Origin of the sequence: Bacillus sp. FJAT-45037, from assembly GCF_002797325.1 — a bacterium.
Classification (GTDB): Bacteria; Bacillota; Bacilli; order Bacillales; family Bacillaceae_D; genus Alkalihalophilus.
In genome coordinates, this window is record NZ_KZ454938.1 from 2,500,544 (window position 1) to 2,514,049 (window position 13,506).

The 13,506-nt window shown below is 41.4% G+C and carries 15 protein-coding genes and 2 pseudogenes; 4 read left to right on the top strand and 13 right to left on the bottom strand.

Annotation, left to right across the window (positions count from 1 at the left end):
• Window positions 1-154: 154 nt before the first annotated feature.
• From dapF to CDZ88_RS12750, 3 genes are all read right to left on the bottom strand, one after another.
• Entirely contained in the window at window positions 155-1,003 is an 849-nt protein-coding gene (dapF, locus tag CDZ88_RS12740; RefSeq protein WP_100374689.1) for a diaminopimelate epimerase, read from the bottom strand.
• 8 nt (window positions 1,004-1,011) lie between these two features.
• A complete protein-coding gene (locus CDZ88_RS12745) occupies window positions 1,012-1,251 on the bottom strand; it encodes a hypothetical protein (RefSeq protein WP_198507858.1) in 240 nt (79 codons plus the stop codon).
• A 117-nt stretch (window positions 1,252-1,368) separates the two neighbouring features.
• Window positions 1,369-1,605: a YuzB family protein gene (locus tag CDZ88_RS12750; protein WP_100373909.1), complete on the bottom strand. Its 237-nt coding sequence runs from the start codon at window positions 1,603-1,605 to the stop codon at window positions 1,369-1,371.
• Window positions 1,606-1,803: 198 nt separating this feature from the next.
• On the opposite strand from CDZ88_RS12750, the pseudogene CDZ88_RS17895 reads away from it, so the two are divergent.
• Window positions 1,804-1,965: pseudogene (locus tag CDZ88_RS17895) on the top strand (TetR/AcrR family transcriptional regulator); the annotation flags it as partial.
• Between the two features lie 411 nt (window positions 1,966-2,376).
• Window positions 2,377-3,447 carry an NAD(P)/FAD-dependent oxidoreductase gene (locus CDZ88_RS12755; RefSeq protein ID WP_332849232.1) on the top strand — a complete coding sequence of 357 codons (1,071 nt, stop codon included), beginning with the start codon at window positions 2,377-2,379 and terminating at the stop codon, window positions 3,445-3,447.
• Window positions 3,448-3,938: 491 nt separating this feature from the next.
• On the opposite strand, the gene CDZ88_RS12760 is transcribed toward CDZ88_RS12755, so the two are convergent.
• Complete coding sequence (locus CDZ88_RS12760) at window positions 3,939-4,247, bottom strand: YuzD family protein (protein WP_100373911.1); 309 nt, start codon at window positions 4,245-4,247, stop codon at window positions 3,939-3,941.
• 59 nt (window positions 4,248-4,306) lie between these two features.
• On the bottom strand, window positions 4,307-5,059 hold the full coding sequence (locus tag CDZ88_RS12765; RefSeq protein WP_100373912.1) for an SDR family NAD(P)-dependent oxidoreductase: 753 nt from the start codon (window positions 5,057-5,059) through the stop codon (window positions 4,307-4,309).
• Between the two features lie 141 nt (window positions 5,060-5,200).
• On the opposite strand from CDZ88_RS12765, the gene CDZ88_RS12770 reads away from it, so the two are divergent.
• Complete coding sequence (locus tag CDZ88_RS12770; protein ID WP_198507859.1) at window positions 5,201-5,494, top strand: NifU family protein; 294 nt, start codon at window positions 5,201-5,203, stop codon at window positions 5,492-5,494.
• A gap of 82 nt (window positions 5,495-5,576) precedes the next feature.
• On the opposite strand, the gene CDZ88_RS12775 is transcribed toward CDZ88_RS12770, so the two are convergent.
• The 4 genes from CDZ88_RS12775 to CDZ88_RS12790 form a co-directional block, all read right to left on the bottom strand.
• Window positions 5,577-5,807, bottom strand: coding sequence for a transcriptional regulator SplA domain-containing protein (locus tag CDZ88_RS12775; RefSeq protein ID WP_100373914.1), 231 nt, complete (start codon window positions 5,805-5,807; stop codon window positions 5,577-5,579).
• A 70-nt stretch (window positions 5,808-5,877) separates the two neighbouring features.
• A complete protein-coding gene (gene thrB / locus CDZ88_RS12780) occupies window positions 5,878-6,798 on the bottom strand; it encodes a homoserine kinase (RefSeq protein WP_100373915.1) in 921 nt (306 codons plus the stop codon).
• A complete protein-coding gene (gene thrC / locus CDZ88_RS12785) occupies window positions 6,795-7,859 on the bottom strand; it encodes a threonine synthase (protein WP_100373916.1) in 1,065 nt (354 codons plus the stop codon). The genes thrB and thrC overlap by 4 nt, the downstream gene beginning before the upstream one ends.
• 1 nt (window position 7,860) lies before the next feature.
• Window positions 7,861-9,156, bottom strand: a complete 1,296-nt coding sequence (locus CDZ88_RS12790; RefSeq protein WP_100374691.1) for a homoserine dehydrogenase — start codon at window positions 9,154-9,156, stop codon at window positions 7,861-7,863.
• 444 nt (window positions 9,157-9,600) lie between these two features.
• On the opposite strand from CDZ88_RS12790, the gene CDZ88_RS12795 reads away from it, so the two are divergent.
• A complete protein-coding gene (locus tag CDZ88_RS12795) occupies window positions 9,601-10,080 on the top strand; it encodes a hypothetical protein (protein ID WP_100373917.1) in 480 nt (159 codons plus the stop codon).
• Window positions 10,081-10,274: 194 nt separating this feature from the next.
• Here CDZ88_RS12795 and CDZ88_RS17760 read toward each other — a convergent pair.
• From CDZ88_RS17760 to CDZ88_RS12815, 4 genes and pseudogenes are all read right to left on the bottom strand, one after another.
• Window positions 10,275-10,613 (bottom strand): annotated as a pseudogene (locus CDZ88_RS17760) (group II intron maturase-specific domain-containing protein); the annotation flags it as partial.
• Window positions 10,614-10,642: 29 nt separating this feature from the next.
• Window positions 10,643-11,566, bottom strand: a complete 924-nt coding sequence (gene ltrA / locus CDZ88_RS12800; protein WP_232718543.1) for a group II intron reverse transcriptase/maturase — start codon at window positions 11,564-11,566, stop codon at window positions 10,643-10,645.
• A 593-nt stretch (window positions 11,567-12,159) separates the two neighbouring features.
• The gene (locus tag CDZ88_RS12810) at window positions 12,160-12,771 is read right to left on the bottom strand and encodes a hypothetical protein (protein WP_100373918.1); all 612 of its coding nucleotides are present in this window, start codon (window positions 12,769-12,771) and stop codon (window positions 12,160-12,162) included.
• A 111-nt stretch (window positions 12,772-12,882) separates the two neighbouring features.
• The gene (locus tag CDZ88_RS12815) at window positions 12,883-13,434 is read right to left on the bottom strand and encodes a signal peptidase I (RefSeq protein WP_100373919.1); all 552 of its coding nucleotides are present in this window, start codon (window positions 13,432-13,434) and stop codon (window positions 12,883-12,885) included.
• Window positions 13,435-13,506 lie beyond the last annotated feature (72 nt).

Sequence of the window (13,506 nt, forward strand, 5' to 3'; positions counted from 1 at the left end):
CGGGAAGCTGGTGAGCCTCCTCGTGCTCCGCACTGTGGGGTCTCACCGTTGCTTTACATCCCGCAGGAGGTCTACGTATATTTCATCCGCTAAATTTGTGCTCTATTCGGATTCTAAGTTAAACACTTTTTCTATGTCCCAGCCTCTTCTCGGCTTATTTTCGTTCAAATACCCCTTCACAAATGACTTCTGCAGCTCCTGTCATTAGTACATCGCCTGCTTCATTCCATTCTATTTCGAGGTCGCCTCCTAATAAATGAACAACAACCTTCTCTCCTTTTTTCGAGTGATCATTTAAGATGGCTGCTACAACAGCGGCACATGCGCCTGTTCCACAAGCTTGGGTAATACCAGAACCTCGTTCCCACACTCTAAAATGAAGCTCATTTTCACTAACCACTTCGACAAATTCGACGTTTATCCACTCAGGGAAACGTGGATCTTTCTCGATAAAAGGACCTAATCGATCAACTGGCGCTGTCGTAATATCCTTAACAAAGAAGACTCCGTGCGGGTTACCCATCGATACAGCGGTTAAAAATAGCTCTTCTTCATTGATTTGGAAAGACTCGTTTACAACTTCAATACTCGCGGGTCCAATCATAGGCAGACTTTGGCGCGATAGATGAGGTTGTCCCATGTTCACTGTGACGGTATGAACGCGTTCGTCTTCTGTGTGAACGGTTGCTTCTACCAGTCCGCCTAGTGTCTCAATTTGAAAGGTCTTTTCGTCCACGTACTTATGCTCGTATGCAAATTTCGCGACACAACGAAGACCATTTCCACAATTTTTTGCTTCTGAACCGTCATTATTAAACACACGCATTTTTACAGCAGCTTTTTCAGATGGACAGATTAAAATCATCCCGTCTGAACCAATCCCTTTATTCTTATCTGCGACCTCAATCGCAAGTGGGCCTAAATCTTCTTCTTTTAATGATTGTTGAAAGAGATCAACATAAATGTAACTATTACCAAGTCCATGCATTTTAGTGAATTTCATTTTCATCCTCACTTCCTTAAACGTTCATTGGCCCAAAAATAATCTTCGTCGGCTTCAAGTATCGTAATCTTATTGTTGCAACAAGGCATAATCAACGCCGTCTTTACTCCATCTTTCGCCCTGTTAAAATCTCTTTCCTTCATATGAGTAAGTACTTGCTCCTCGTCACAAAAAGGGCATGTACTAATATAAATGTCATCGTATTGTCTCTCATAAGGCAATGTGTTTTGAAATGGGATCACATCCACTCTCAATCCCCCCTCTTCTAAATTCTCGCAAGAAAAGGCTGTCTCATTGAAAGGTATTGAATCCTTAGGAGATATACATATCTTCTAGGTTTAGCCCTTTGAGAAAGCCTTTTGCTATTAAAACATTGGATTTTCTTCTAAGTAGGTGTAAATATTTTCAACGAGTTCTTCGTTTGTTTCACCAGCTATATATTCACCATTCACAAGGGCAAACGGAGTGACTGCACAACTTCCACAATTCCCTAGACAACCATACTCAATAATGTCTAGGTTTGGATCACGTTCAAGTTCTTCCATCGCCTTTTGCGAACCACTTGCAAGGTTACTTAAACAAAATTCAATAATCGGACGCATAGCTTTCACCTCAAATTTCTTGTCTTTAATCCTACTCGCCCTCTTGCAAGAAGTCAATAAAATCAGTGATTTCCTCGAGTACAATTCATCAAAAATAGACGCTTGCTCTACTCTTAAAAAATTCACAAATTTGTTGTTATTTTCTGTATAACTCGTTATAATCAAAACTGACCGTGGTCATTTTTAAGGAGCGACGACATGAGCGAGAAAGCAAAGAAAGAACAAACAAAAAAGAGGATTGAACACGCAGCTAGACAGCTTTTCGTTGAGAAAGGCTTCTCTCACACGACTGTTCAAGAAATTACGAAAGCTGCAAATGTCGCAAAAGGCACGTTCTTTAATTATTTTCCTACAAAAGAATCCATTATGCAATCGCTTGCATTTGAACGCATCGAAGCGGCTCTTCCTTATGTTGAGCAAGATCATTTAAAGAATCTTCCTCTGATCGTCCGAATCCGTTCTTATTTACAGTTCATTTTAAGTGATTACGATATTCATCCTAGATTGACGATCCAAATATGGAAACATGTGATTGAAGAAGACCAAGCACTCCTTCCTCATTGGGAAACCCTACTGATCGATGCCAAGCAAAGAGACGATATTCAATCATCCGTTGCACTTACGACTTGGAGTCACATTATTAATAGTCATGTATCTTACGGTTTACAAACATTTGCACATGAACCGACAAAGGCTCAGTTGCTTACAAAAGTCATGGCTTTGATCCATGCAAGCTTAGAAGCAATCACGGAACAAAGGAGACATTCACATATGAAAAAACTTGTCCTTTTAGGTGCTGGTTATGGGAATATGCGCATTTTACAGCGTTTACTACCTAATGACCTTCCAGAAGATGTTGAAATTACTTTAATTGACCGACTTCCTTATCATTGTTTAAAGACTGAATACTATGCTCTTGCTGCCGGAACAGTAGCTGATCACCATTTACGTGTCCAATTTCCAGAAGATTCTCGTCTAACGATTAAGTATGAAACCGTTTCAGACATTCATTTAAACGAACGCACAGTCGAACTTAGCAATGGTGAATTCGTTCCCTATGACTCATTAATTATTGGGCTAGGTTGCGAAGATAAGTACCACGGTGTTCCAGGAGCCAATGAACATACATATGGGGTTCAAACAATGGGCGCGACACGACGTACGTACGAAGCATTAAACAACGTCCGTCCAGAAGGTGTCGTTTCGATTGTTGGTGCAGGGCTTAGTGGCGTAGAACTCGCGAGTGAACTTCGTGAAAGCCGACCAGACCTTTCGATTAAATTATTTGACCGAGGCGAGATCATCTTATCCATGTTCCCTCTTCGCTTAAGTACGTATGTTCAAAATTGGTTTATCGACCATGGGGTAGAAGTAATCAACAAATCAAACATTACCAAAGTTGACGAAGATTCACTTTACAACCATGATGAACGCATCGAAAGTGATGCAATCATCTGGACAGCAGGTATTCAACCTGTCGAAGTCGTTCGTAATCTTGATGTTGAAAAAGATAAACAAGGGCGTGTTCTATTAACTCCGCAACATTTCTTACCATCAGATGAGAATATCTTTGTTGTCGGTGACTGTGCGAGCCTTCCCCATGCCCCAAGTGCTCAACTTGCGGAAGGCCAAGCCGAGCAGATTGTAACGATCCTTAAAAAACAATGGAACAACGAACCCCTTCCAGAAGAATTACCACGCATCAAACTAAAAGGCGTGCTCGGCTCCCTTGGTAAAAAACACGGCTTCGGCCTAATGGGTGAACGCACCCTCCTAGGCCGCGTCCCACGCGTACTAAAAAGCGGCGTACTATGGATGTACAAACACCACTCAGGGAATTAGAAAAGCGGAGGTTGCCCGCTTAGAGGCGTGATGCAAATGTTCTGGCAGATTAAAAGCGCTCTTGGCTTTTACATCTGGCAGGTTATTTGACCACGAGCCTCTGGCAACCGCAGCTAGACAAGAAAAGCGGAGGCGACTGTTCTGGGTAGCGGGAAAACTAGGGGGAGCGATAAGAAGTCGCTTTTTGACTTCGTTCGATTCACCGGTTTTCCCCGCAACCCAAGGAGCCGCAGCTAGACAAAGAAAGGTGGAAGGGCTCGTTTAGTGGCGTATGAAATGGAGGGAGCGACTGTTTTTCCATTTATTTGCTGCATTTGCGCGAAAACCTGCTTGTTTTGCGCGTAAATGACGCCATTTCGCTCGAAACCGTAAAGATTTCGCGCGGAAACGGGTACAATTCGCGCGAAACCTGCTTACGAGCCCTACCAAGAGCAGAATTCCAGCCCCGTCTCGATCAAGAAGCCGTTAGCTACGATGCTAACGGCTTCTTTTTATGATTTTATCGCTTCGATTTTCTCATAAATGGCTTTTAATCTCGGATTTCCTTCTGCTATGACTTCTCCATCTAACACAATCAACGGATAAAAATATTCATCATCGAGAATAGCTTGGATATACGCGTGATGATGATCTGGATTCACACCATGTATGTCTACATATTCAACACTAATTGCCTCTTGTGGATATTTTCTATTAAGCGCTGCTTCGAGCCATTCTTTCGTTTCGTAGGCTGTCGGTAAGTTAATACAGCTTGCGCACTTTTCCTCAGCCCCATATACAACGAGTGTAATCTCCTTCATTCTGACACCTCACCTCTTCTAACAAAAGCATATCGAACTAACCATTAGGAAAGCAATGGTTATTTTAAAGAGTATCCTCCATCGGCAATTAGATTATGACCGGTTACATAAGAGGCGTCTTTTGAAGCTAAAAAATAAACAATGCCTGCTATTTCTTCTGGGCTTGCACTACTTCCTCTTGGATGTTTTGAACTCGCTTTTAAAAAAGCTTCCTCTCCTCCGTATAACCAATGAGCCAACGGGGTATCCACAGGACCAGGAGAAATCGAGTTGATTCGGATCTTTTGCTTTGCATACCGAACTGCCATCGTTTTTGTTAAGGAGACAAGCGCTGCTTTTGAGGCACTGTATGCTGCTAAGGCTGGAGGGAAGTTCGTCACACCAGCTGCTGCGGCGATGTTAATAATCGAAGCGCCCGTTTTATAATTCATGCTCCGCAACCCATGTTTCATCATAAAAAAAGCTGCCTTTACATTCGTTTGAAAGACATCATCCCATTCCATCTCTTCAATTCGTTGAATATTCCCTACTCCAGGCCTCGCTATGCCCGCGTTATTAACTAGGCTATCAATACGTGAAAACGTCATGGCCAATTCTTTATAGAGAGCTTCCACTTCTTGTTCTGACGCGACATTCGCTTGAAAAAAATCGACGTTCCCTCTATAGCCTAACGAGTCAATTTCTTTTATTAACTGAGTGCCCTTCTGTTGATTTCTTCCGACGGCAATAACATGATCACCTTCTTTAGCAAATCGATGAACTGTTGACTTTCCGATACCTGACGTTGCACCGGTAATAATCACCGTCCTCATTACCCTCACCCCTTACCACACCTTATAACTGTACATTTATTATACATAATATATACAAATTTTGCACGGGTTTGATTTTCACAAAAAATAAGCCAATTCAACAAAAGAAATCGCCCACTTTTCAAACATCGTAGCAGATTCATGGATTTTTTTTGCGTTGGCTATTATAATATAAGTAGAAAGGGGTTGTTAATAATGACAACAAGTACTGAAATGTTAGAGCAAGTACAGGAAGTATTAGATAAGCTTCGTCCTTTCTTGCTTCGTGATGGCGGAGATGTTGAGCTTGTAGAGATCGAGGATGGTATCGTTAAGGTTCGTCTTCTAGGAGCATGTGGCTCTTGCCCAAGTTCAACCATTACGCTTAAAGCAGGAATTGAACGCGCATTACTTGAAGAAGTTCCTGGCGTAAAAGAAATAGAGCAAGTATTTTAATAGCACAAAATAGTATTTGCCCCGCAGATACTACCCATAACAAAACACCCGCGTTCATTGACGCGGGTGTTTTTCTTTATGTTCACATTAAGTATTGATCAAAGGAAGCCTCTGCTTCGTCATAGGAAGCAAAAATCGCATCATCATCTTCAATTGGATGATAATAGTCAAATAAAACAAGCGACATCTGTCCTGGGTTCATTGGATCGAATGCAATGGTTGCTTCTTGGATCGCAGAAACAGTCGGTGTGTGCGGATTACGATAAATCACATACACCTGCTGACCTTCTTGTAGCTCATTCACATCAAGCATTGTCGGACACTCCTTTTTTCCTTAATGATACTGGTTTGCCCGACTTTTTCTGTTCTATTCACTAAACGATCTACGCTTCTTTTAAAAAGCTAGGTTCACGTACTTGTATTCCATGCTTAGCAGGCGGAAGAACACTGACTTCAAATTCAGGGAAAAATCGCTGTAATACATTTTGGACACTGGGACCTTCATGAAGTGGAGCTAAACAGAAAACAGTCGGCCCAGCACCACTTAACGCTGCCCCGTAGGCTTTTGTTTCAGTCTTGACGACACGAATGACCTCATCTAAATGTGGCACGAGTTCTTGACGATATGGATGATGAAACACATCAGCACTCATCATCTCACCAGCAGCTTGATAATTTCGTTGCAAAAGCGCTGAAACTAGAACATTTGCCACACTACTTCCTCTCACAGCCTCTTTAAAAGGGAGCGATTCAGGTAAAACCCCTCTTGCTTTTTTCGTTAGCAATTCATGTTTTGGTACAACGATAACGAGGTCTACTTCGGGAACGCCCCCATATAACACATGGGTGGACTCCTCTGTGTGCGTTCCTACAACTAACCCGCCGTAAATAGAAGCAGCGACATTATCAGGATGACCTTCCCATAGACTCGCTAACCGAACTTTTTCTTCAACAGATAAACGATTTCCCATTTGTTGATTAGCTAATTCGATTCCGGCTACAATTGCAGCTGCACTACTTCCTAACCCTCGTGTTAGTGGAATATCACTCGTCATCTCCACTTCACATGGAGCAAGTGTCTCCTCATACGTATCGGCGACATGACGAGCTACTTTATAAATTAAGTTTTGCTCGTCTGTTGGCACATCGGCTAAGTCAGGTGACGATGATGTGAATAACCATTTCTCCGCAGGCTTCACAATGAGTGTCAAATAGCGATCGACAGCAAGACCTACAGAATCGAAGCCCGGTCCAAGATTTGCTGTACTCCCTGGCACCGTGATCATTACAGGCTCTTGATTCACGATGTAACGCCTCCCTTAATATGGGTTAAGAATACATCTTTGTCATTAGGAAGAACGACGGGTTTTACAGCGACCGTATCCATGGCTGTTGCAGGATCCTTTAAGCCATTGCCAGTGAGAACACAGACAATCTTCGCTCCCTTCTTCAATTGTCCTGATGCTAATTGTTTTTTCACTCCTGCAAGAGAGGCACAAGAAGCAGGCTCTGCAAAAACACCTTCACGTTGAGCGAGCAACTGATATGCTTCTAGGATTTCATCATCAGTCACATAGTCAATCGCTCCGTTTGAATCATTCGCTGCGGTTACTGCTTGAGACCAGCTTGCTGGGTTGCCGATACGAATCGCAGTAGCTACCGTTTCCGGTTCTTCAATGACTTCATTCCGGACAATTGCAGCTGCCCCTTCCGCCTCAAATCCACGCATCTCAGGAAGTCCTGTTCCTTTTTTCTCGTTGTATTCAACAAACCCTTTCCAATACGCTGTAATATTGCCCGCATTGCCAACAGGAATCGCTAACACATCTGGAGCTTGACCAAGTGCGTCACATACTTCAAATGCAGCTGTTTTTTGGCCCTCAATTCGATAGGGATTGACTGAGTTTACTAATGTGACAGGCTCCGTTTCACTAATTGTGCGCACAATTTCTAATGCATGATCGAAATTCCCTTTGATCTCAATGACCTCAGCTCCGTACATAACGGCTTGAGCTAGCTTACCAAGGGCGATTTTCCCCTCTGGAATAACGACAATACACCTCATGCCAGCACGAGCACCATACGCAGCGGCAGCCGCTGATGTATTACCAGTCGATGCGCATATAATCGTATCGCTCCCAGCCTCTTTCGCTTTAGCGACCGCCATCACCATGCCTCGATCTTTAAAAGAACCTGTGGGGTTAGCCCCTTCTACTTTCACATAAAGTTCAACGCCCCATTCTTTTGATAGGCTTTCGAGTGGAATCAATGGCGTATTTCCTTCTCGTAGTGATAATAAAGGTGTTTGATCATTTACCGGCAAGAATTCTTTGTACTCTTCCAGTAACCCTCTCCATTGACTCATTTTATTGTCCTCCTTCAACTCGGTAGCTGCTTTCTACATTCTCTACTACATCAAGAGCTTCAAGTCGCTTATATAGTTGTTCATAGTTTTCTTTACTTGTATGATGAGTGATCACAATGACTTCAGCCGCCTCTACGCCCTCAATTGGCAATTGTAAAAGCTTTTCAAAACTCACTTCATGTTCGGCAAACAGTGATGTGATCGCTTGGAATGTCCCTGCTTTATCTGTCACTCTCATTCGGAAGAAGTATTTTGACTCAATCTCTCTGTCTTCTTTCAGTACTTTTTCATGCAAAGGAGCATGGACAGCATGACCATTGACACCGAGTTTCATGTTCTTCATGACGGTAATTAAATCGGAAACGACAGCTGTTGCCGTTGGTAAAGACCCCGCTCCTGGTCCATAAAACATCGTTTCTCCAACCGCGTTTCCGTACACGTAGACAGCGTTGTATTCATTATGAACGGACGCTAAAGGGTGTTCATTAGGTAGAAGGGTTGGACCTACACTTACCTCAATTCGATCATCATCTCGTTTGGCTAGGCCAATTAACTTCATTGTGTAGCCTAGCTGATCACAGTAATATAGATCACGATCTGATACAGATGAAATCCCTTTAACGGACACGTCCGCTAGCTTAACATCCATCGAAAACCCTAATGTGGCGAGAATTGCCATCTTTCTAGCTGCATCTAACCCTTCCACATCAGCAGTCGGGTCACTCTCTGCAAAGCCTAGCTCTTGCGCTTGGGCGAGCACGTCATCGTACGAACTACCTTCTTGGGACATCTTTGTCAAAATATAATTGGTTGTTCCGTTGACAATCCCCATCATCTTTTTGATGCGATCGGCTGCTAATCCATCAGCTAAACTTCGTAAAATAGGAATGCCACCTGCGACACTCGCCTCATAGTAGAGATCACTCCCATTCTCTGAAGCTATGCGTAAAAGCTCTGCACCATGTAACGCCATCAAATCTTTATTAGCTGTCACAACATGCTTCTTTTGTCTAAGGGCCTCTATTAAGTATTGTTTTGTATCTTCTACTCCACCCATCACCTCAATCACTACATCAATGTCAGGGTTTTGACATACATCGTCTGGGTTTGTTGTTAACAAACTTCTATCTAAAGAAACGCCCCGTTTTTTTTCTAAATTACGAACAAGAACTTTTTTGACATTCACTGAACAACCGACTTTATGTTGCAGCTCTTGTTGGTGTTGTTCGATAATTGAGATCACTCCCGTACCGACTGTTCCTAGTCCTAGAAGTCCTACATTGATTCCTTTTTTCATTTCACTCCACTCCAATCCATCCACCTCAATCTGTTTCTCTATAAAAAACAAATGTGTTTTTATAATGGACATTATAAAGTCGTTTCCAACTTATTACAAGATGTTTTTTGTAAATGTTCTAATAATTCATACAACTAAATGATAACCTATGTCGAATTATTTTCGATACCAAACAATCAACTAAGTTCTCTAGTCCACTGAAAAAAAATTTTTCATAAAATTAATACATCGCCTCTTCAGCAATTGTGAGAGAAGTTTTTTTTATTGTGGATTGAAAGAATCATGTTATAGATAAGTAAGAGTTACTCATTATTAAGAAAGCACTAGTTTTTTGGAGGAATTTGTCATACTAAAACACTATAAAAATAGTCAATTATTACCTATAATAGAACATACATATAACATATTATCCATTTTGGCTTAATAACAGAGGAGGAATAAATTTTGTTTACTACTTTAGAAATCCATCATAATGTCGAGGAGCATGCCGACTTATATTATGATGGCGAATTCACATTACTCCGTAAAAAAGAAGAAGATCAAGCTTTTTGGTTATTTTGTTTTCAACGTGTGGATGAGATCGATAGTGGGGTAGAAGAATTGATGGCCAAAGGGGACACTCCTGAAGAAGCTATGAGACTTGGATTAGCCTACGATTTAAGTTACATAGAAATCGAAGCTAAGATCTGGAATGACGTATATAACATAAATCATTTGTTCTACGCCACTATCATTGAAACAGAATTAGGGTTACCACTAGGGACTGTGAATGAATTATGCTGCAAGAAAAACGGAATACGAAATATGGTTTTAAACGGGCATCTGTTGAAAGAAAACGGGGTATGGATGGTGAGCAAGGAAATGAAAGAATTTTTAAAATCTAAATCTTCCGATGAGTTTTCTACTCTTATTTATTGTGAATAGTCATGTAAAGAAGCTCAATTTGGGCTTCTTTTTTGATTTCTGTGAATAAGACTTGGCCACCAATAAAATAAAAATGCTAATTTTTTCAAAACAAATAGAAAGGAACACACTTATTTTTCCGCAATTGAGTAGGAGGAGGCTTTTAGCCTCCGACCTCTCACACCACCGTACATACGGTTCTCGTATACGGCGGTTCAATCTTTTAAGTAGCGCAGCTCATAAAGTGTGGATAATTCTTTTAATCCCCACTTTATGAGTTTTTCTTTTGTGATTGCACGATGAATGATTTCCGACCTTGAAATACGCCAATATCCTTTTCGAGAATTGTCGATCTTGATGGCATCCTCATGACTGATGCCATATTTACGAAGCATTTTAAATTTCGTTTTAACTTTCTTCCACCTTTTCCAAATGATTTGTCTGAGCCTATGATTTAACCATCCTTGAACTTCAAGGATAAACGTCTTCATCCTTGCGATTCCGTAATAGTTAATCCACCCAATTGTTACCCGGTTAATTTCTGTCATGATCTGTTTCCATGTCCCAGGTCTTTTCCGACTGGTTAAGTTTTTGAGTTTATTTTTGAAACGTTGTTTTGCCGACCTGCTAGGTCGGCTACCGACTTGCCCATTAAATTTTGAATATTGAACCCTAGGAAGGTTGCCGAAGTGGCACTACACACCTTGCTTTTATTTTGATTAATGGTTAATCCAAGGTCACTCTCAATGTAGTTTGAGATATTATCCATGACTCTCTCGCCAGCTCGTTTGCTTTTAACGTAGATAACAAAGTCATCTGCGTATCGGATAAACCGGTGTCCGCGTTCTTCCAGTCTTCTATCCAGTTTGTTTAGATAGACATTGGCGAGGATCGGTGAAAGTGGACCACCTTGCGGAGTTCCTTCATTTGTCTCGATATAAATATCTTTATCAAGTATTCCGGAACGCAAGAATTTCCATATCAGTTTCAGGACGATTTTATCAGAGATAAATTCCTCAAGATAAGCATGTACTCTTTGGTGATGGATCGTATCGAAGTAGCTTTTCAAGTCACAATCGACAACTGTTCGATATCCTTCCTCGTAGTATTGCTCAGCTAGCTTGATTGCTTGGTGTGCGTTCCTTCCTTTTCTGAATCCAAAGCTTTTTTCTGAAAAGTATGGGTCGATTTTCGGCTCAATAACTTGTAGGATAGCTTGTTGGACAACCCTATCCATGACACTTGGAATACCGAGGTATCTTTTAGAACCATCCGGTTTCGGAATGGCGACTCTTTTCACTGGCTGTGGTTGATATGTTCCGTCTAATAGCTTCTTTTTCAATGGTTGGTAATACTTACGCATGTGAGATTCGAGTTCGTACACAGTTACTCCATCAACTCCTGGAGCTCCTTTGTTTTTCTTTACTTTCTCATATGCATTTAAAAGATTTTTGTCGTCAATCACTTGTTTAATTAATGCGTTACCATCTTGTTCTCTCATATCCATGTCGACATCCCTACGCACTCTTATGTACCTTTGGTTTCCAACCTATCTCTCCATAAGTAGCCATCTATTCGGTCTTTACCACGATGTTTTCTGCGCTTTGGCGGCGATGTCTACACCTCCTTGTTTTCCAAGATTAAGATTGTTCGGCCCTTCATTTTATTGTAAAACTACTATGGCCTCTGCTGACTTCTCATGATTCATCAACCTATCACTAGGATGATTGTTACGTAAGTAACCCTCATGAGACCTCCCCGGGTAAGGATGATAACCTTCCTCCCATGTAACTGCTGTATTTACTGTATAGAATTCGGGCAGTATCGGACTTTGTTTTGTTTAGCAAACTCGTCCATTCCAATTCAGCCTTCTATACAATTTCTGTTCGTCAGTTCGGGATTTTGCCGCAGGCTTCCTTCAGATTCCACTTCGCAATGGACACCCTTGCCTTTAGCTAACAGTTCCTACTGCCAAGCCTGTAGCGGACTTTCACCACCAAGTTATCACCCATGCCGGGCGCACTAAAAAATCACATGAGACGACATTTCGCTCATGTGATTCTACTTTTCAGTTGTTTCAATACTCCACTTAAAGGTTACTTAATTATTAGTGAACTGTGCACCCTCATCTGTTTGCTTAGCAAAAGCTTCGAAGTCTACAGAAAGTTCAGCACCTTGGTATTCATTGCCTGTAGTAGGGCCATCAAGAGAAACTTTTAGCTCAACCTCTACAATATCTCCACTTGCTAGTACAAAGTCTTCTAATACATCTACATCTTCTAGGTGAGCTGCAGTACGTCTATCTCTAGAAGTCTCAGGACCTCCAAACACTGACTCCCCATCAACAAGCACTTCTACATCGTAACCACTTAGTGTAGCTACAGTGTCAGTGTTTCTTAGTGGAGCTACAATGTTACTTAGAGTGAAATCAAATTCACCTGTTAATACAACAACCTCATCACCAGTATTCTCTATCGTCGCAATACCTGATGCCGTTCTACCTGGAGCAAGCGCACTATAATTATCACCATCTACAGTTAAATCAAAATTCGCATCTTCCCCAGCAGAAATCTTTAGTGTCGAGTTCTCTACAGATCCTGTTACTTCCGCACTTGATGTAAACCAAGAGAATGTTCCAAATCCAGCACCTACTACTACTGCTCCTGCTAATGCTGTTCCTAGTAAAGCCTTCTTTGTCTTGTTCATGTTCATGTTTAACCGACTCCTCTTTATGTTTTATTTTTTTTTGACGTTTGAAGTATGTAGACTGTTTGCCTTTAAATCTTCATCCGTCATCACTCCCCTCGTGAGCTGAGCTATTTATTAGCTCGCTTGTTTGTCTTCTACTTTTTCTTTCTTGTTGCCGATGATACCTAAACGTTGGAATATTTCGATAATAATTACTGCTAATATAGGTACTGCTATTAAAATAAAGAACCCTATTGGACCCGCTACAAACTGTGCATAGTAGCCAGCATTTGGAATGATATGTGTTTGGACTCCTAAAATGTCTTCGCGAGGGATGTTGATGTTATCTTCAACGTTGTTGTTATCCCCTTGTGCCCTGAACATCATCTGACCATTCGATTCATTTAGATCAATGGCTCTGTGAGTGACTAAGATTCCATCTGGATGCTTATATGTAATGACATCTCCGACACTTGGTTCCACCTTTTCATTGATGAGGATAATATCACCCGCATCGAAAGCTGGCTGCATACTGTTTGATAGAATCGTTAACGGCTTATATCCGAAAACGCTTGGAGCTTTTTCTACATCTCCGTCTGCTTGAATGACGAAATAAATGACTGCCGCCGCTCCTAGGGCCAAAACGATGAGTAATAGAGTTGATAAGTATTTTAATAGTTTTTTCAAATGCGCTCACCCTTACTATTGTTTTCTATAGCGAACTCTCTATGACCTTATTGTACGTGTATTGTACGTGAA